Origin of the sequence: Phenylobacterium deserti, from assembly GCF_003254705.1 — a bacterium.
GTDB classification, from domain to species: Bacteria; Pseudomonadota; Alphaproteobacteria; order Caulobacterales; family Caulobacteraceae; genus Phenylobacterium; species Phenylobacterium deserti.
The window spans coordinates 1,333,683-1,352,202 of sequence record NZ_QFYR01000001.1; the positions used below are offsets into that span (position 1 = coordinate 1,333,683).

General features: G+C 67.4%; 18 protein-coding genes. 10 read left to right on the plus strand and 8 right to left on the minus strand.

What is annotated here, in order from left to right; translation table 11 throughout:
* Positions 1–34: 34 nt before the first annotated feature.
* Positions 35–1,252, plus strand: coding sequence for an SAM-dependent methyltransferase (locus tag DJ018_RS06675; protein ID WP_111514058.1), 1,218 nt, complete (start codon positions 35–37; stop codon positions 1,250–1,252).
* The gene (locus tag DJ018_RS06680) at positions 1,252–1,611 is read left to right on the plus strand and encodes a VOC family protein (protein ID WP_111514059.1); all 360 of its coding nucleotides are present in this window, start codon (positions 1,252–1,254) and stop codon (positions 1,609–1,611) included. Before DJ018_RS06675 ends, DJ018_RS06680 begins: the two co-directional genes overlap by 1 nt.
* Positions 1,612–1,618: 7 nt before the next feature.
* Here DJ018_RS06680 and DJ018_RS06685 read toward each other — a convergent pair whose 3' ends face one another.
* Positions 1,619–2,917 (minus strand): acyl-CoA dehydrogenase family protein, encoded by a 1,299-nt coding sequence (locus DJ018_RS06685; RefSeq protein ID WP_111514060.1) that lies wholly within the window; start codon positions 2,915–2,917, stop codon positions 1,619–1,621.
* A gap of 319 nt (positions 2,918–3,236) precedes the next feature.
* Between DJ018_RS06685 and DJ018_RS06690 the strand changes: the two genes are divergently transcribed.
* Entirely contained in the window at positions 3,237–3,821 is a 585-nt protein-coding gene (locus DJ018_RS06690) for a GNAT family N-acetyltransferase (RefSeq protein ID WP_111514711.1), read from the plus strand.
* Here DJ018_RS06690 and tadA read toward each other — a convergent pair.
* Positions 3,818–4,261, minus strand: coding sequence for a tRNA adenosine(34) deaminase TadA (gene tadA / locus DJ018_RS06695; protein ID WP_111514061.1), 444 nt, complete (start codon positions 4,259–4,261; stop codon positions 3,818–3,820). The genes DJ018_RS06690 and tadA overlap by 4 nt on opposite strands.
* A gap of 12 nt (positions 4,262–4,273) precedes the next feature.
* Between tadA and DJ018_RS06700 the strand changes: the two genes are divergently transcribed.
* The 3 genes from DJ018_RS06700 (at position 4,274) to DJ018_RS06710 (ending at position 7,794) form a co-directional block, all read left to right on the plus strand.
* A complete protein-coding gene (locus DJ018_RS06700; RefSeq protein ID WP_111514712.1) occupies positions 4,274–5,476 on the plus strand; it encodes a pseudouridine synthase in 1,203 nt (400 codons plus the stop codon).
* Between the two features lie 9 nt (positions 5,477–5,485).
* Positions 5,486–6,058 (plus strand): 16S rRNA (guanine(966)-N(2))-methyltransferase RsmD, encoded by a 573-nt coding sequence (gene rsmD / locus DJ018_RS06705; protein WP_111514062.1) that lies wholly within the window; start codon positions 5,486–5,488, stop codon positions 6,056–6,058.
* A 128-nt stretch (positions 6,059–6,186) separates the two neighbouring features.
* Complete coding sequence (locus DJ018_RS06710; RefSeq protein WP_111514063.1) at positions 6,187–7,794, plus strand: ATP-binding protein; 1,608 nt, start codon at positions 6,187–6,189, stop codon at positions 7,792–7,794.
* Between the two features lie 6 nt (positions 7,795–7,800).
* Here the strand turns inward: DJ018_RS06710 and DJ018_RS06715 are convergent, their stop codons facing one another.
* Together DJ018_RS06715 and mutL are read right to left on the minus strand one after the other, a co-directional pair.
* Positions 7,801–8,076, minus strand: a complete 276-nt coding sequence (locus tag DJ018_RS06715) for a YjhX family toxin (protein WP_111514064.1) — start codon at positions 8,074–8,076, stop codon at positions 7,801–7,803.
* A gap of 204 nt (positions 8,077–8,280) precedes the next feature.
* Positions 8,281–10,143, minus strand: a complete 1,863-nt coding sequence (gene mutL / locus DJ018_RS06720) for a DNA mismatch repair endonuclease MutL (RefSeq protein ID WP_111514065.1) — start codon at positions 10,141–10,143, stop codon at positions 8,281–8,283.
* A 49-nt stretch (positions 10,144–10,192) separates the two neighbouring features.
* On the opposite strand from mutL, the gene DJ018_RS06725 reads away from it, so the two are divergent.
* Positions 10,193–11,155: a TraB/GumN family protein gene (locus tag DJ018_RS06725; protein ID WP_165842808.1), complete on the plus strand. Its 963-nt coding sequence runs from the start codon at positions 10,193–10,195 to the stop codon at positions 11,153–11,155.
* A 15-nt stretch (positions 11,156–11,170) separates the two neighbouring features.
* On the opposite strand, the gene DJ018_RS06730 is transcribed toward DJ018_RS06725, so the two are convergent.
* From DJ018_RS06730 to ileS, 3 genes are all read right to left on the minus strand, one after another.
* Entirely contained in the window at positions 11,171–11,725 is a 555-nt protein-coding gene (locus DJ018_RS06730; RefSeq protein ID WP_111514714.1) for a DUF3035 domain-containing protein, read from the minus strand.
* Positions 11,726–11,857: 132 nt separating this feature from the next.
* Entirely contained in the window at positions 11,858–12,343 is a 486-nt protein-coding gene (gene lspA, locus DJ018_RS06735; protein ID WP_111514066.1) for a signal peptidase II, read from the minus strand.
* Positions 12,340–15,285, minus strand: a complete 2,946-nt coding sequence (gene ileS, locus DJ018_RS06740) for an isoleucine--tRNA ligase (RefSeq protein WP_111514067.1) — start codon at positions 15,283–15,285, stop codon at positions 12,340–12,342. The genes lspA and ileS overlap by 4 nt, the downstream gene beginning before the upstream one ends.
* Before the next feature lie 381 nt (positions 15,286–15,666).
* Here ileS and DJ018_RS19115 point away from each other — a divergent pair, with 381 nt between their 5' ends.
* The gene (locus DJ018_RS19115) at positions 15,667–15,837 is read left to right on the plus strand and encodes a hypothetical protein (protein ID WP_165842809.1); all 171 of its coding nucleotides are present in this window, start codon (positions 15,667–15,669) and stop codon (positions 15,835–15,837) included.
* Here the strand turns inward: DJ018_RS19115 and DJ018_RS06745 are convergent.
* Positions 15,834–16,166, minus strand: a complete 333-nt coding sequence (locus tag DJ018_RS06745) for a cold-shock protein (RefSeq protein ID WP_111514068.1) — start codon at positions 16,164–16,166, stop codon at positions 15,834–15,836. The genes DJ018_RS19115 and DJ018_RS06745 overlap by 4 nt on opposite strands.
* A gap of 88 nt (positions 16,167–16,254) precedes the next feature.
* On the opposite strand from DJ018_RS06745, the gene DJ018_RS06750 reads away from it, so the two are divergent.
* Together DJ018_RS06750 and DJ018_RS06755 are read left to right on the plus strand one after the other, a co-directional pair.
* A complete protein-coding gene (locus DJ018_RS06750; protein WP_111514069.1) occupies positions 16,255–18,315 on the plus strand; it encodes a carbon starvation CstA family protein in 2,061 nt (686 codons plus the stop codon).
* The gene (locus DJ018_RS06755) at positions 18,312–18,518 is read left to right on the plus strand and encodes a YbdD/YjiX family protein (RefSeq protein WP_111514070.1); all 207 of its coding nucleotides are present in this window, start codon (positions 18,312–18,314) and stop codon (positions 18,516–18,518) included. Before DJ018_RS06750 ends, DJ018_RS06755 begins: the two co-directional genes overlap by 4 nt.
* The last annotated feature ends 2 nt before the right edge of the window (positions 18,519–18,520 follow it).

Consider the following 18,520-nt stretch of genomic DNA (forward strand, 5'->3'; position numbering starts at 1 on the left):
CGCTGTTCGGTCCCTCGAAACCCAGGGATGCGCCATGGCTCTGCAAGCGTACTTGCGTAAGGCTATTCGGACGGGACAGCTGAAGGTTCGCCTTCCCGGCGGGACCTTGCTGGAGTTCGGCGACGGCTCTGGCCCGCCGATTTCGGTTTCCATCACATCGCCGGCCTGGCTCACCAGGATCGCCTCTAATCCTGGGCTGGCCCTCGGCGAGGCCTACATGGATGGCGGGCTCGTGCTCGAGCAAGGCGGGATCTGGGACTTCGCCGAGCTGGTCGGACGCAACTTTGTCCACCGGCCGCCGAAGCGGGCAAGTTGGCTTGCTCGGCAGGTGCTCGACTGGCGGCTTCAGGCCAACGCACGCGCGACCGCCCGGCGCAACGTGGCCCATCACTATGACCTGTCGGTGGAGTTCTACCGCCGCTTCCTGGATCCCGACCTGCAGTATTCCTGCGCGTACTTTCCCCGACCGGACGCCGCGTTGGAGGAGGCGCAGGTGGCCAAGAAGCGGCACCTGCTGGCCAAGCTGCTGGTGGGACCGGGCCATCGGGTGCTGGACATCGGTTGCGGGTGGGGCGGTCTCGGGCTCACCCTTGCCGAGGAAGCGGGAGCGGAGGTTGACGGGATCACCTTGTCCACCGAGCAGCTGGCCACGGCGCAAGCTCGAGCGGAGGCCGCGGGCATGGCGCAGCGGGCGCGCTTTTCCCTGACTGACTATCGAGACGTCGAAGGCCCTTACGATCGCATTGTTTCTGTGGGCATGTTCGAGCACGTCGGCCGGCCCAACTTCCAGGCCTACTTCGACCAGGTGGCGCGGCTGCTGACCGACGACGGGGTGGCTGTGATCCATTCCATTGGGCGCTCGGAGGGACCGAACTTCACCCAGCCGTGGATCGCCAAGTACATCTTCCCAGGCGGCTACATCCCGGCCCTGTCAGAAGTCCTGCCGGCGGTGGAGCGTGCGGGATTGATCGTCACGGACGTGGAGATCCTGCGTCTGCACTACGCCGACACCCTGCGCTGCTGGCGGGAGCGCTTCATGGCGCAGCGGCAGGAGATCGCCGCCCTTTACGACGAGCGGTTCTGCCGAATGTGGGAGTTCTATCTCTGCATCAGCGAACTGGCGTTCCGCTATCGCGATCACATGGTCTTCCAGCTGCAGCTCGCCAAGCGGATCGACGCCGTGCCGCTGACCCGCGACTACATCGGCGAGACGGAGAGCCGGCTCGCGCGACCCGAGCGCCGGGTGGCCTGATGCTCGACCACATCGGGATCAAGGTGCGGGATTTCGAGCGCTCATCGGAGTTCTACGAGCACGCACTCGAGCCGCTGGGCTGGAGCTGCCTGCTGGGCTGGGCGACGTCCGCAGGGTTCGGGGACGCCAAGCCCTTCTTCTGGATCACTTCCGGAGAGCCCACGAGCCCGATGCACATCGCCTTCGCAGCCAAGGATCGAGCGAGCGTTGACGCCTTCCATGCCGCGGCGCTGGCGGCGGGCGGTCGGGACAACGGCGCGCCAGGCCTTCGGCCCGACTACCACCCGAACTACTACGCCGCCTTCGTGCTCGATCCGTACGGCCACAACATCGAGGCTGTCTGCCACAATCCGGCCTAACCGGGGCTCAGCGCGAGCCCGCCGGAATGCGCTGAGCGTCACGCTCCGCCCGGATTTTGGAGGCCAAGTCGCCGTACTTGGCCATTTCCATGCGGGCGATCGTACGGTTGTGCACTTCGTCCGGACCGTCGGCGAGACGCAGGGTGCGCAAGCTCGCGTAGGCGCGGGCGAGACCGAAGTCTTCCGAGACGCCGCCGCCGCCGTGGGCCTGGATCGCGTCGTCAATGATCTTCAGCGCCATCTGCGGGGCCTGGACCTTGATCATGGCGATCTCCAGCCGGGCGACCTTGTTGCCGGCCTTGTCCATCATGTCGGCGGCCTTCAGGCAGAGCAGGCGCGTCATTTCCAGGTCGATGCGAGCGCGGGCGACACGCTCCTCCCAAACCGAATGCTCGGCCACGTACTTGCCGAACGCCTTTCGGCTCATCAGCCGCTTGCACATCTTCTCCAGGGCGACTTCCGCTGCGCCGATGGTGCGCATGCAGTGGTGGATCCGCCCCGGACCAAGGCGTCCCTGAGCAATCTCGAAGCCGCGGCCTTCGCCCAGCAGCAGGCCCTCTTCCACCGGCACGCGGACGTTCTCCAGCACCACCTCGGCGTGGCCGTGAGGGGCGTCGTCGTAGCCGAACACGGGCAGCATGCGGATGATCTTCACCCCGGGCGCGTCCATCGGCACGAGCACCATGCTCTGCTGCTGGTGGGCCGACGCGTCGGGATCGGTCTTGCCCATCACAATGGCGACCTTGCAGCGCGGATCGCCCACGCCCGAGCTCCACCACTTGCGGCCGTTGATGACGTAGTGGTCTCCGTCACGCTCGATGCGCGTCTCGATGTTGGTGGCGTCAGAGGAGGCCACCGCCGGCTCAGTCATCAGGAATGCCGAACGGATTTCGCCGTTCATGAGCGGGCGCAACCAGCGCTCCTTCTGCTCCAGCGTGCCGTAGCGGTTCAGCACCTCCATGTTGCCGGTGTCGGGCGCCGAGCAGTTGAACGCCTCGCTGGCGAAGGACACCCGGCCCATGATCTCGGCGATGGGCGCGTATTCCAGGTTCGTCAGTTGCACGCCTTCAAACTGGAAGGTGTCGTCTACCGGCGGATGGCCGGAGGAGGGCGGCATGAACATGTTCCAAAGGCCCGCCGCCTTGGCCTTGGCCTTCAGCTCTTCAAGAACCGGTATGACCTTCCAGCGCTCGCCGGTTTCGTGCTGCTCCTGGTAAGTCGGAACGGCAGGATAGACGTGATCCTTCATGAAAGAGGTGACACGGCCGATCAGCTCTTTCTGGCGAGGCGAGTAGTCGAAATCCATGGCGCGTGTCCGGCTTGTTCAAACGTCCGTTTGAATAGTGATCGCACGCGGCTGACGTGAGGGCAAGCGGCGGCTCTGGCCTCTGCTGTGGCTGGACAAGAAGGCCAGCCGCTAGGAACTGGCGCTGCACGGTCCAGCGGTCTTGCGTTATGGCCAAGCTTCCTGGCGCGTCGCTTCCCACAGGCCAAAAAAAAGCCGGACCCGAAGGTCCGGCGGAAGTCATAGGGAGGAAACGCCCAGGATGGGCACGCTGGCCTGGCAGATATGTGCGGTGCGGGATGGTGCAACCCCTGCCTGCGGAATTTTTTGGGTGATCGCGATGAAACTTGAGCATCGGACGCTGGAGAACCGCTTCGTGCGGCTGGAGCCGCTGGTCGAAGCGCATCGCGAGCCGTTGCGCGAAGCCTGCGCCGCCGATCGCGACCTGTGGCTGCAGCTCTACAGCTTCTCCATGCTGGACACCGCGTTTGACGAGAACTTCGACAAGCTCATCGCAGGCGCGCTTGCCGGGCCAGCGCTGTCCTATGCGGTCATCAAGGATGAGGCTTGCGTAGGCACCACTTCGCTTCTGCGCGTGGACGAGGCGAACGGCGCCCTGGAGATTGGCGGCACCTACTACCGCCCGGAAGCGCGCGGCGGCGCAGTCAACCCGGCGGCCAAGCGGCTGCTGTTCGGCCACGCTTTCGACGGCGGCATGGCGCGGGTGTACCTCCACGTGGACGCCCTGAACGCGCGCTCCCGTTCGGCGGTGCTGAAGCTCGGTGCGGTCCAGGAAGGCATTCTGCGGCGCGACCGCATCGTCTGGACGGGTCGCCCGCGCGACACGGTGGTGTTCTCGGTTCTGGAACACGAGTGGCCGCAAGTGCGCGATCGGCTGGACGCGCGTTTGGCGGATTTCGCCTAACGCGCCGCGCGTCGGGCTCGGAAGAAGCCGCGGAGCAGATCGGCGCTTTCCTCAGCCATGAGCCCGCCCTCGATAGACGGTCGCCAGTGGCAGGTCGGCTGCTCGAAGAAGCGAGGACCGTGAAGAACGGCGCCGCCTTTCGGGTCCTCCGCGCCGAACACCACCCGACCGATGCGAGCATGGCTGATGGCGCCGGCGCACATGGCGCAGGGCTCCAGCGTTACCACAAGCGTGAGGCCAGTCAGCCGGTAGTTGCCGAGCTTCTCGGCGGCCTGGCGCAGCGCCACGATCTCGGCGTGCGCCGTGGGATCGTGGCTTGAGATCGGCTGGTTCGCGCCCACCGCGATGACCTCGCCGGTCGCGGGATCGACAATCACGGCCCCGACTGGCGTCTCGCCATTCGCGGCGGCGGCTTGCGCGGCTTCGAGCGCGATGCGCATGGTGCGGCGATCATGGTCCACGATCCGCACCAGCCCCGAGACCCCCGTTCCGGTCAAGCCCGCAGCAACGACGCAGAGGGCGGCGACCGCGTCGCCAAGGCTCTGGCGAGAGCCGGTGTCGGTTCGCGTCGCGACGTCGAGAAGATGATCGCCGAGGGGCGCGTCGCCCTGAACGGCAAGGTGCTGACGACGCCCGCCGTCAAGGTCGAGCCGAACGACATCCTCACCGTTGACGGCCTGGTGGTGAACGAGGCCGAGCCCACGCGCCTGTTCCGCTACAACAAGCCGGTCGGCCTGGTCACGACCCACAAGGATCCGCAAGGTCGGCCGACGGTGTTCGCCGCCCTGCCCGAGGGATTGCCGCGGCTGATTTCGGTTGGCCGTCTCGACCTCAACACCGAAGGCCTGCTGCTGTTGACCAACGATGGCGAGCTCGCCCGGGCCTTGGAACTGCCCAATGCAGGCGTCCAGCGTCGTTACCGAGCCCGCGCTCACGGGCGGATCACCCAGGAGCGACTCGACAAGCTGAAAGACGGCGTCACGGTCGAAGGGGTGCGCTACGGTTCGATCGACGCCAAGCTCGACAAGGCCAAGGAGGGGCCGCAGGGCTCCAACGTTTGGATCACCGTCACCCTCGCCGAGGGCAAGAACCGGGAAGTGCGCCGCGTGCTTGAGTCAGTCGGCCTGAAGGTGAACCGGCTGATCCGACTGTCCTACGGCCCGTTCGCCCTGGGCACCCTCGGGCATGGCGAGCTGGAGGAGGTGGGGCCCCGCGTGATCCGCGAGCAGCTGGCCGAGTTCATCGCGCCCGAGAACATGCCCACGGGCGACAGGCCGCTGTTCAAGGCGCAGAGCAAGCCAGGCGCCTCGCGCCGCGCTCAGGCCGAGCCGGAAGCGCCGCGTCACGGCACGGATCTCACCTTCAAGCGGGGACGTGCGGGCGAGGGCGAGACCCCGGCCGGCCGACGCGGGCCGCAGCGGCCGACGCGCCTCGGTGGGAAGTCGCCAGCCCGAGCGGCGCAAGCCGGCGGCGACAAGCGCCCGCGCGGCCCCGCGGCCGCGGACGCCGGCTTCGCCAAGCCGAAGAAGGAATACAAAGCCGGCTGGGCCAAGCCCAAGAAGCCCACTGGCCGGGTGGCCGCCAAACCGGCGGGAAAGCCCGCTGGCAAGCCTGCCGGCCCGTCCCGCTCGCGCGGACCCAAGCCCCGCAGCTAGTCTCGCCCCATGCGAATCGTTTCCGGAGACTTCCGCGGCAAGGCGCTGGTCGCGCCCGACGGCAAAGCCACGCGCCCGACATCGGATCGCGCGCGGCAGGCGATCTTCAACATCCTGGAGCATGCGCCCTGGTCGGAAGGCGTGCGCGACAAGCGCGTGATCGACCTGTTCGCAGGGTCCGGCGCCTTGGGCTTTGAGGCGCTGTCCCGCGGCGCTTCATTCTGCCTGTTCGTGGAGACGGACGAGGCGGCGCGCGGCGCAATCCGCGAGAACGTCGACGCCATGGCTCTTTTCGGCCGCACCCGCGTCCATCGCAGAGACGCCACGCAGCTGGGCGTTCGTCCCGGAGCAGACGGCCCAGCGTTCGAGTTGGCGTTCCTGGACCCGCCCTACGCCAAGGGACTTGGCGAAACGGCCCTGGCGCGACTTGCTGAGGGCGGCTGGCTCGCGCCTGGCGCGCTCGTCGTCTTCGAGCGAGGCTCGGACGAACCGGGCTTCGAGGTCCCCGGGTTCGAGGCGCTGGACGAGCGGGATTACGGCGCCGCGCGCGTTCACTTCCTCAGGTATTCGTCTGAGGTCTGATCGATTGGCGCTCGGGCGTTAAGCCTTTAGCGAAGATTTCGCAAAAGGTTCATCACTCAGCCTCGGCTCCCTAACCTCGAGTTAGTCACAGGTCGTCATCCCCTTGCGCGCGTTTGCAAGGGATAGCGATGACGCTCCTCCTCGATATTGCCGTTCAGGCCAGGCCCATTTCTCCGCGCACCACGGGGCGGGAGGTCTATCAACGCTTCCAGGAGGAGCCGGACACCTTGGCCATCGCGGTGGTGGACCAGGACGGTCGCCCGGTGGGGCTGATCGAGCGTCACGATTTCCTGGTCCGGATGGCGGCGCAGTACGGGCATGCGCTTTGGTCCGGGCGTCCGGTTTCCGAGTGGCTGAGCCGTGATCCTGTGCTGGCGGACGGCGACATGACCGTGGCCGAGTTCTGCGGCCGCATCCTCGAGGAGCGGCCGTCCGAGCTGCTGCAAGGCTTCATCGTCACCTGCGGCGGCCGCTATGCCGGCGTCGGCACCGCGCTGTCCCTGCTGCAGGAGACAGCCAGCGCGACCGCCAACCATGCGCGAGCGATGGCCGAGTTGGCCGAAGCGGCGGAGGCGTCGAGCCGCGCTGCGCACGATGCGCTGGCCGCCAAGGGACGGTTTCTGGCGGTGATGAGCCACGAGATCCGCACGCCTCTGAACGGCGTGCTCGCAGTGGCCGAAATCGTCCGGCGCAAGCTGCAGCAACCGGACCTCGCGCCGTTCGTCGACACCATCCTGGAGTCCGGCGGGGTGCTGTTGCGCCTGCTGAACGACGCTTTGGACCTATCCCGGGCCGAGGCTTCGGGCCTTGAACTGGACGAGGAGCCCCTTTGCGCGGCGGACCTGCTGGACGAGGTGGTCAGTCTGTGGTCGCCGCAGGCGGAGCTGAGGGGGCTGACGCTCTTGGCCGACTACCAAGGGCCCGCGGACGTTTGGGCGTTGGGTGACCGCGTGCGCCTGCGCCAGGTCTTCAACAATCTTGTCTCGAACGCGCTGAAGTTCAGCACAGGCAGCCCCGTTCAGGTGCGCTTGAAGGTGTCGCGCCGGAAAGGCTGCCTCGTGCTGCGCGGCGAGGTCGCCGACCGTGGACCGGGGGTTCCGGCCGATCGTCGAGAAAGCATTTTCGAGCCGTTCCGACAGACCGACGAGGGCGTGCGGCTGGGCGGGGCAGGCCTCGGCCTGGCGGTCTGCCGGCAGATCGTCGAACGCATGCAAGGCTGGATCCGCGCCGAAGCGAACCCTGGCGGTGGCGCGCTTTTCCGCTTCGAGACACCTCTCCACGAGGTGCCGGCCCCGGTGCGAGATGAGGCCGTGCCCGAAAGCCCGGCGGGCGCTGGGGCCAGCCTTCACGTTCTCATTGCGGACGACAACGCCACCAACCGCATGGTCGCGCGCACCCTCTGCGAGCTGTTCGGCTGCACCTGCGAGACCGTGGAGGACGGAGCCGCTGCGGTCGAGGCGGCCGCGACCGGTCGGTTCGACCTGATCCTGATGGACATCAAGATGCCGGGCATGGACGGTGTGGAGGCCACTCGCCGCATTCGCTCAGGACCAGACGCGTGGTGTCAGGCGCCCATTCTGGCGCTCACCGCGAATGCCGATCCGGCCGACGCCGCCCTTTACCGCAGCGCCGGGATCAACGGCGTCGTGGAAAAGCCAATCAAGCCCGAGCGGCTGCTTTCCGCCATGAGCGCGGTCTTGGAGATCGAGGCGGCAGCCACAGAGGCCGCCGCCTGATCCGTCTTACCAGCGTTTAGGGCCGATCCTGTTGTCGAGTTGGCTACGCAGGTTGGCGAGCCCTTCGCGCGTGATGCGATAGGGCTGGCCGTTCTGGCTGGCGATCAGCCGCTTGCGCTTGAGCGAGCGGAATACGCCCAAGGTGCAATCGCTTAGAGCCCAACCCTCGCGGGTCAGGCATTCGGCGGCGACAATGTCGCCTTGTACGTCGCGTTCAAGAACGATGCGCCCGCCCTGGGCGAGCGCGTGCAAGGTCCGCTGTTGCGGCTTGGAGATGTTCAAGGGGATTGTCCGGGTCGAGGCGTGCAACGACGCGCCCGCAAAGGAGCGCGGGTGACGGCGGGCCTTGAATGGAAGAGGCTCTAGGCGGCGCGGCCGCCCCGTCGGCTCTTAGGCCCGGGCCTCGAAGACAATCTCTGGCATAACCTTCTCCGGGAATTCGGAGCGGCGGCCGTTATGGCGAAGGCGACGCCGTTCGTCCAGATATCAACGTCGTCCGAACAGCCGCTCGATATCGGAAAGCTTGAGCTCGACGTAGGTGGGGCGGCCGTGATTGCACTGGCCGGAGTGGGGCGTAGCCTCCATTTGACGCAGCAGGGCGTTCATCTCTGGTGCGTTGAGCCGGCGGCCGGCGCGCACTGAACCATGGCAGGCCATGGTCCCACAGACCTCCTCCAATCGCTCTTTCAGCGCCAGAGCCTGGCCGTTCTCTGCGAGGTCGTCGGCGATGTCGCGGACAAGCCCGTGGACATCGGTGTCGCCCAGCAGCGCGGGGGTCTCGCGCACGAGCACAGCGCCCGGACCGAAGGCCTCGATCACAAGGCCGAGGGCCTCCAGCTCGTCGGCGCGCGCGGCCAGGCGCTCGGCCTCTGCGGGGTCGAGCTCGACCACCTCGGGCAGCAACAGGGCCTGGCGCGCAACGCCGCCCTTCGCCATTTCGACCTTCATCCGCTCGTAGACGAGCCGCTCGTGAGCGGCGTGCTGATCGACAATCACGATGCCGTCGCGGGTCTGGCTGACGATGTAGGTCTCGTGGACCTGGGCCCGAGCGGCTCCCAGCGGGAAGTCGACCGGATCGAAGACGGGAGCTGCGGAAGGCGCGGCTTCAGCGAACCCTGCAGAAGCTTGCGGCTCCCAGACCGGCTCGGCGCGCGCGGAAACCTCCGTCAGCCCGGGAATGGACTGCGCCACCGCGCGGACCGCTGCGGAGGGCGTCCAGCCGCCCTGCTGCCAAGCGGAGAAGCCGGCGGCCGACGGCTGCGGCGGCGGGAAGCTGGTCTGCGGGCGGAAGCCGCCCAGAGCCGCCGTGGAGACGGTGGTGGAGGCGCGGTGGCCAGCGGCGGCGAGGGCGTGCCGCAGCCCGCCGACGATCAGGCCGCGAACCACGCCCGGGTCGCGGAAGCGGACCTCCGCCTTGGCCGGGTGGACATTGACGTCGACGTAGGCGGGATCCAGCTCGACATAGAGCGCCGCGAGCGGGTGGCGGTCCCGGGCCAGGAAATCGGCATAGGCTGCGCGCAGGGCGCCCTGCAGCAGCCGATCACGCACCGGTCGGCCGTTGACGAACAGGTACTGGTGTGCGGCGTTGCCGCGATTGTAGGTCGGCAGGCCCGCAAAGCCGGACAGGCGCACGCCCTCGCGCTCGTGCTCGATGGCCAGCGCGTTATCGGAGAACTCGCGGCCCATGATGGCGGCGAGGCGCGCCAGCCGGCCATCTGGACCCTTGGCTTCAGCCGGGAGACGCAAGGTGCGCTTGCCGTCGAGATCGAGGGAGAAGCCCACCGCCTCATGCGCCATGGCCTGGCGCTTGAGCTCCTCGGTGATCGCGAGGGCTTCGGACCGCTCCGACTTCATGAACTTCAGGCGTGCCGGCGTGGCGTAGAATAGGTCGCGGACCTCCACGCGGGCGCCGTGCGGGCTTGGGAAGGCCGCCGGCTGCACCTCGCCGACGGCGCCGCCCTCGACCAGGATGGCGTGAGCGTCCGCAGCGCCACGCGCCCGGCTGGAGATCGACAGGCGGGCGACCGAGCCGATGGACGGCAGCGCCTCGCCGCGGAAGCCCAAGGTGCCGATGCGCAGAAGGTCGTATTCGCCGTCGTCGCCGGGCGCGAGCTTGGAGGTGGCGTGCCGCTCGATAGCCACGGGCAGCTCCGCCGCCGACAAACCGCAGCCATCATCGGCGATGAGGATACGCGTGAGGCCGCCGCCGTCCGCCTGAACCTCGACCCGGCTCGCGCCGGCATCCAAGGCGTTCTCGACCAGTTCCTTGACCGCGCTGGCCGGGCGCTCCACCACCTCGCCGGCGGCGATGCGGTTGACAGTCTCGGGCGGGAGGCGGCGGATCGGCATGACGGGGCTTTCCGTGGCCGACTATTATAGGACGATTCCGGAGCGGCGGATGAGCGTGCGATTTCGTCTCGGGCTGTTGGTGGCAGTGCTGTTGGCGGCAACGTCGGCTGCAGCGCAGACGGCTCCGCCGGTGGATCCCGACGCGGTGCTGGTCGAGGAGCTGGTGGTCACCGCCCGCGACCCAGGTCCCGCTTGGTGGAAGGTCTCTGACGCGGACACCACGGTCTATGTGCTGGGTGCGCCTTCCTTGGCGCCCAAGCGCATGCAGTGGGACCTGTCCGTGTTCCAGCGGCGGTTGGAAGGCGCCAACGTGGTGATCCTTCCATTCCAGGATCTGCGGGTTCGGGTCACCGGAGCAATTGGCGCGGCGTTCAACCTGATGCGGCTGCGTGGCGGCCCCTATGAAGAACGGCTGGATCCCGCGTCACGCGCCAGGTTCGCTTCTGCTCGTGAAAAGGTGGGGAAGTCGGCGGGACGCTATGGCACCGGCAATCCCTTGGCGGCCGGCCTGATGCTGGCCACCGACTACCGCGAAGCAAACAACCTGACGACCAGCGACCCGACCAAGCTGATCAAGCTGCTGGCCCAGCGCGCCAAGGTCCCGATCAGCCAGAAGTCATATGACCTCGGACCGCTCATGGGCGCGATCATCCGCACCTCTCCTGCGGCCGGACGTGCGTGCCTGGACGAGGTGCTGACCCAGGTGGAAGCCGGTCCCGGCGTGACTTTGGCGGCGACCCGCGCTTGGGCGGAGGGGGACGTTCGTGGCGCTCTGGGCAATGAGCGAACCTGGGAGCGGTGCATCGCATCGGTGCCGGGCGCGCAAGCGTTCGACAACCGGGTGAAAGCGGACCAGGTCGCGGCCATCGAGCAGGCCCTGAAGGCGCCGGGTCATGCGATCGCGGTCGTGCCTCTGCGCCCCCTGCTCAGCCAGGGGGGCGTGCTCGACCGTCTGCGGGCGGCCGGCTACGAGGTCGGCACGCCCGGAGAGGTCAGCGAGGAGACCGAGTAAGCCGGTGGCTTAGGCTTAGAGGCCCGGGAGCTTGAAGCGGCGGGACTCTTCGCGCTTGATCAGGACGGGCTTGCCGCCGGTCAGCTGCGCGATGCGCTGCTCTTCGGAAGCAGCGTCCACCGGCGCGGCGGTGTTGGCGCCAGGGGCCGCAGGCGCAGCCGCCGTCTTGTCGCCCTTCCAGAACATCACCCGGTCGGCGAAGCTCTTTTCCTTGTGGGCGATGTCGCCGAACTCATCGTCGACGACGTAGCGGACCAGCGGGTCGGCCTTGTCGGCGCCGGCTTTGGAGACCAGCAGCTTCTCGCCGTCCGAACGGGCCTCGGCTTCGCGCTGGCCAAGCAGAGCGGTGCGCGCAGCGCTTTCCGGCTGCAGCTCCTGCGGGCGCGGCTCGCCGGGCGCCGGCGGGCGCAGGGCGTAGTCCGGCGGCACGACGAGCGGGGCCTTCGTGACGACACGGAATTCGTCCGGAGTCACCTTGCTCATGCCCAGCGCGGAGCGCGTCGATCCGCACCCGGCGAGACCCACCGCCGCGAACAGGGCGGTGGCAACGATCACTCGGTTGACGCTCATGAAATCCGTAGCTCCCAGCGCTTCGGCGGAGATGTGAAAGGTCACCGTCTCCGACACGAAGCGCGCCAAATTATGACCAGCCCCCGGTCTATCCCGCCGGAATAGCGCAATCAGGCTCGCGCGCCAACGGCGTCAGGCCGGGCGCTCTCGCCGCAGGCTGTCGATCAGAAGCAGGATCACGCCGACAGTGATGCCGCTGTCGGCGATGTTGAAGATCCAGGGGAAGAAGCCGATCTGCTGAACATCGATGAAATCGACCACGGCGCCGAAACGGGCGCGGTCGATGGCGTTGCCGATGGCGCCGCCGATGATCAGTCCAAGACCCCAGGCGCTAAGCCGCCGATCCGACCGGGCGGCCCAGGTGGACAGCACGATCGCGACGACAACCGAGAAGATCACCAGCGCCCAACGCACCGCTTCGTGCTGGCCCTGCAGCATCCCGAAGCTGACGCCCTGGTTCCAGACGAACGAGAACTGCAAGGGCCCCGCCACCGGCAGGCTCGGCCGCTCCGGCAGGTGGATGACCTCAAGGATCCAGAACTTGCTGACCTGGTCGAGGATCAGGACGACGGCGGCGAGCACAAAGGCCAGCACGCCGTGGCGGGTCACCCCCTTCATGCAGCCGCTCCCTGACCGATGTCCCAGGCTTCCACCGCGTCGTCGCAGCGGACGCAAAGGAACTTGGGCGCACTGACCTCGGCCAAGACGCGCCAGCAGCGGGCGCACTTGGTCCCCTCGGCGCGGAAGGGCCGAACGGCGACGCCGGGCACTTCCGGGAGGCGGAAAGCTTCGTCTGCGGTCTCGCCGGACTGCAGCTCGGCTTGGCTCGTGCGGAACACTTCCGCGGCGTCCAGACCTTCGAAAGCCTGGGCCAAGGCGGCTTCGGCGACAGCTACCTGCGGGGCAGCTTCAAGGGCTGCGCCGATCCGCTTCTCACGCCGTTCGATCTCCAGGGCGCCGTTCACCACCGAGGTGACGGCCTGAACCTTCGCCCAGCGTTCCGCTTCGGCGTCGTTGCGCCAGGCGGCCGGTGTTTCCGGAATGATCCGCAGAGTGTTGGGTCCGGCGTTCGGGTGACGCGTCGACCAGGCTTCTTCGGTGGTGAAGGGCATCAGCGGCGAGAGCCAGATCGTCAGGCGCTCGAACGCCGCGTCCATCACCGTCCGAGCAGCGCGCCGGCGCAGCGCGTCCGGGCGGTCGCAGTAGAGGCTGTCGCGTCGCACGTCGAAGAACAGCGACGACAGCTCGTTCTGGCAGAACTCGATCATCGCTCGGGTGACGTCCGAGAAGGCGTAGGCCTCGTAGGCCGCGCGAACGTCGCGGTCGAGCTCCCACAGGCGGTGGAGGATGAACCGCTCGAGCGGCGGCATGTCTTCCAGCGGCAGGGCCTCGGCGTCGGTGAAGCCCGCCAGCGCGCCCAGCATGTAGCGCAGGGTGTTGCGGATCTTGCGGTAGGCGTCCGTGGTGGTCTGGAGGATCGTCTTGCCGATCCGCTGGTCGTCCGCGTAGTCGACCATGCCGGCCCACAGGCGCAGGATCTCCGCGCCCGAGTCCTTGATCACCGACTGCGGCTCGATGGTGTTGCCCAGCGACTTGCTCATCTTCTCCCCCTTCTCGTCGAGGGTGAAGCCGTGGGTGAGCACCGCCTTGTAGGGCGCGCGACCGCGAGTGCCCGAGCTCTCCAGCAGGGAGGATTGGAACCAGCCGCGGTGCTGATCGGAGCCTTCCAGATAGAGGTCGGCTGGCGAGTGCGTGGGCAGGCCCGGCTCACGCTGGTTCTCGAGCACGAAGGAGTGGGTCGAACCGGAGTCGAACCAAACGTCGAGGATGTCCTCGACCTTTTCGTACTTGGAGGCGTCCTGGCCGGCGAGGAAGTCTTCGGCGGGGCGGGTGAACCAAGCATCGGCGCCTTCGGCGGCGATCACCTCGACGATACGGGCGTTGACCGCTTCGTCACGCAGCGGCTCGCCGGTCTCCTTGTCGACGAACATGGCCAGCGGCGAGCCCCAGGCGCGCTGGCGGCTGATCAGCCAGTCGGGCCGGCCCTCGACCATGGTGCGGATGCGGTTCTTGCCCGCGGCCGGGTGGAAGGCCGTGGCGTCAATGGCGTCCAGCGCCGTCTGGCGCAGGGTCTTGCCGCCGTGGACGGCGTCTTCCAGGGCCGCATCCATTCGGATGAACCACTGCGGCGTATTGCGGAAAATGACCGGCGCCTTGGAGCGCCAGGAGTGCGGGTAGGAGTGCTCCAGCCGGCCGCGAGCCAGCAGATTGCCGGCCTCGATCAGCTTCTCCATCACCGCTCCGTTGGCCGGACCGAACTTGCCAGCCTTCTTGCCCTCAGTTTCCAGGACCTTGAGGCCCGGGAAGAGCGGCACGTGCGGGTAATAGGCGCTGTCAGGATCGACGGTGTCGGGGATGGTCTGGTCGACGCCCAACTCGGTGAGCAGCTGGCGGCTCTTAAGCCACACCAGGTAGTCGTCGGCGCCGTGGCCCGGCGCGGTGTGCACGAAGCCCGTGCCGGCGTCGTCGGTGACATGTTCGCCCGGCAGCATGGGCACCTTGAAGCCGAAGCCATCGTCCAGCGCCGCCAGCGGGTGGGCCAGCACCATGCGGTCGCAATCGACGTCCGAGACGCGCTTGAAGCTCGCCACCTTGGCGGCTTTCATCACCTCGTCGGCCAGCTTGTCAGCCACGATCAGACGGTCGCCCGGCGCAGCCCAAGGTTCGAACGGCAGGTCCTGCTCGATCGCCTCGACCTCGAAGACGCCGTAGCTGATGGCGGGGTTGTAGCTGACCGCGCGGTTGGCCGGGATGGTCCACGGCGTGGTGGTCCAGATCACCACGGCCGCGCCCTTGGCGCGCTCGTCGCCCGATTGGACGGGGAACTTGGCCCAGATCGTGGGGCTGACGTGGTCGTGATACTCGACCTCAGCGTCCGCCAGGGCGGTGCGCTCTACCGGGCTCCACATCACTGGCTTGGAGCCGCGGAAGATCTGGCCCGAGGCCACGAACTTGTGGAACTCGGCGACAATGGCCGCCTCGCTGCCATAGTCCATGGTGGCGTAGCGATGCGCCCAGTCGCCGGTGATCCCGAGACGCTGGAACTCGCGCATCTGCTCGCCGATCCACTTGTCGGCATAGGCGCGGCACTCGGCGCGGAATTCGGCCACCGGCACGTCGTCCTTGCGACGTCCCTTGGCGCGGTACTGCTCCTCGATCTTCCACTCGATCGGAAGGCCGTGGCAGTCCCAGCCGGGGACATAATCGACGTCAAAGCCCAGGGCGAAGCGCGAGCGGACGACGAAGTCTTTGAGGATCTTGTTCAGCGCATGGCCGATGTGGATCGCGCCGTTGGCATAGGGCGGGCCATCGTGCAGCACGAACAGGGGGGCGCCGGCGTCCTGCCGCGCCTTGCGGACCGCGCGGTAGAGATCGGCCTCAGCCCACTTCTCCAGGATCTGCGGTTCGAGCTTGGGCAAGCCCGCGCGCATCGGGAAGGGCGTGTCGGGAAGGAAGACGGTTTCGCGGTAGTCGCGCGTCTGTTCGGCGTCGTCGGCCATGGAACTTTCCAGCGGGGTTTCGGGGCTTCGCGAGGTGCGGGTGCAGATCCCGGCGCGCGCTTGGACAGTCTCGTCCGGCGACGTCACGCCGGGCGGCTAATTCGCGGAGCTGTCCGAACCGAAGTCATCAGGCGCGAGGCTCTAACAGACGTGACGGTCGAACAGAAGGGCCGGGCGCAAACGGCGGCTCCTGACGCACTTCGCGACGTGCAACAAGTCGACCTTCGGCAACTGGACTGGGATCGGAAAGTCACAGTTGGCGTTCGCTGCATTCCTGCAGAGCGGTGCGGCGAAGACGCGGGTTGAAGCTTTCGAAGCTGCGCCACATATGCAGGTTCTCGCCGCTATGTTGCGGCGCACAATGAAGCGAAAGACGAGACGATGAGGGCGGTAGCGAAGATGGTCGGCGGCGGTGTTGCGGGGCTTCCCGCGGCCATGCGCACGTTTCGACACTCGCCCAACCGCCAGCGTCTCGCAGCGCGCACCGCTCTGTGGACCGTGGGTCTGAGCGCCGTGGCCTTCTGGGCGCCGCACCTGCTGCTGCACGTCTAAGACGTCTTCGCCGGAAGGGCGCGCACGTACGTCAGTGCGGCGTCGATCAACGCCGTCCGGAAGTCGTCGTCTGCGCATGCGTCTGGTCCCGCCTTCACCCAGCCTGGCATCGGCCGTCCCGCCACCAGCGTGACCACATTGGCGCGATCCAAGGCCCAGCCGTCGTTACCTTTGCCAAGACGGGCAAGGATGCCGTCACGGCGGGCCGCGCACAGAAGGTGTCCATGCAGCAGCCAGGCGTGCCCTCCGAACATGGACGTCTCCGAAAGGCCCGGCTCATCGCCTAGGTGCCCGCGAAGCAGCTCCTCCAGTCCAGCGTCCCGCGTCACGATCGTTCTCCCGTTAAGCGGCTGACATTCGCCGCGTTGGCCCGCAATGTGCCGCCGCTGTCTTCCGCCGCCGGAAAAGGAGAGTGGAGTGGGGTTGCTGGTCAAGCACGGAGCCTGGGCGCTCGCCGCCTTGCTGGGCGCGCTTTCCCTCGGGGTGATCGCCACCGCGCGGGGTGAAAGCGTCAACGCCCTATGGGTGCTGGTGGCTGCAGTCTGTGTCTACCTGGTCGCCTACCGCTACTACAGCCTCTACATCGCCCGCCGCGTCGCGCGGCTGGACCCCGCTCGGCCGACGCCGGCCGTCGTGCATAACGACGGGCTCGATTACGTCCCGACCAACAAGTACGTGCTTTTCGGACACCACTTCGCAGCGATCGCGGGGGCGGGTCCACTGGTCGGGCCGGTGCTGGCAGCGCAGATGGGCTATCTGCCGGGCCTGCTCTGGATCCTGGCAGGCGTCGTGCTGGCCGGCGCGGTTCAGGATTTCCTGGTGCTGTTCATGTCGACCCGGCGGGACGGCCGGTCGCTGGGCGAGATGATCCGCGAGGAGATGGGCACGATCCCGGGCATCGTCGCCCTTTTCGGCGTCTTCATGATCATGGTGATCATCCTGGCGGTGCTCTCGCTGATCGTCGTTAAGGCTTTGGCCGAGAGCCCCTGGGGCACGTTCACCGTCGCCGCCACCGTCCCGATCGCGGTCATCATGGGCGTCTGGATGAGGTTTGTCCGGCCGGGGCGGATCGCTGAGGTCTCGATCTTCGGCTTCGTGATGCTGATCGCCGCCATCTTCGCCGGCCAGTACGTGGCGAACTCACCAACGCTGGCTCCGCTGTTCACCTTCACCGGCGTGCAACTGTGTTGGATCCTGATCGGCTACGGCTTCATCGCTGCGGTTCTGCCGGTGTGGCTGGTGCTCGCGCCTCGCGACTACCTGTCCACGTTCCTGAAGATCGGCGCGATCCTCGCCCTGGCGGTCGGCATCGTCATCATGCGCCCGCAACTGCAGATGCCTGCCGTGACGCCTTTCATCCATGGCGGCGGGCCGGCTTGGTCGGGGACCCTGTTCCCCTTCCTGTTCATCACCATCGCTTGTGGAGCGGTCTCCGGCTTCCACGCCCTGATCTCGTCCGGCACGACTCCGAAGCTGCTCGATAACGAGGGCAACGCCCGCTTCATCGGCTACGGCGGCATGCTCATGGAAAGCTTCGTCGCGGTGATGGCCCTGATCGCGGCGTCGATCATCGACCCTGGCGTCTACTTCACCATGAACAGCCCCGCCTCGGTCATCGGTACGACCGCGGAAAGCGCCGCCGCCGCCGTCGGCTCCATGGGACACCCGATCGCGCCGGAGACCATCGTGCGCACGGCGCAGGACGTCGGCGAGACCAGCATTATTTCCCGCGCCGGAGGTGCGCCGACACTAGCCGTGGGCATGGCCCAGATCTTCTCGCACGTAATCGGCGGGCGCGAGATGATGGCCTTCTGGTACCACTTCGCGATCCTGTTCGAGGCGCTGTTCATCCTCACGGCCGTGGACGCCGGCACCCGTTCGGGCCGCTTCATGCTGCAGGACCTTATCGGGGCGTTCGCGCCCAGGTTTCGGGACACCCGCTCCTGGGCCAACAACCTGATCGCCACCGGCCTGTGTGTCGCGGCCTGGGGCTTCTTCCTCTACCAGGGCGTCACCGACCCGCTCGGAGGGGTGAACACCCTTTGGCCGCTGTTCGGAATCTCGAACCAGATGCTGGCTGCTGTGGCCCTGATCCTGGGGACGGTGGTGCTCTTCAAGATGAAGCGGGAGCGCTATGCCTGGGTCACGATCGTTCCGGCGACATGGCTGTGCATCTGCACTCTGACGGCAGGCTGGCAGAAGCTGTTCTCCGCCGACCCGGCCGTCGGCTTCCTGGCGCACGCCGCGCGCTATCAGGCAGCGGCGAACGCTGGCCAGGTGCTGGCGCCCGCCAAGAGTGCGGCGCAGATGAACCAGATCTTGATGAACGACCGCATCGACGCCGCGCTGTGCGCCGTGTTCATCGGCGTGGTGCTCACCATGCTGGTGTTTGGCGTCCGGTCCTGCCTTCAGGCCTACAGGTCGACAGGCTGGACTGCGCGGGAGATCGGGCCGGGCGCCCTCGAGGCGGCGGAATGAGCACGGCCCCATCACCCTTTGCACGGTTCGCCCGCTGCCTTTGTGACGGCGCCCGCCTCATGGTCGGGCAACCGAACTATGAAGCCTATGTCGAGCACCTCGCCGCCAACCATCCGGACCGGCCGCCGATGTCGAAGGCCGAGTTCTTCCGCAATCGTCAGGACGCCCGATATGGCGGCGGAGGCGGCTTCCGCTGCTGCTAAGC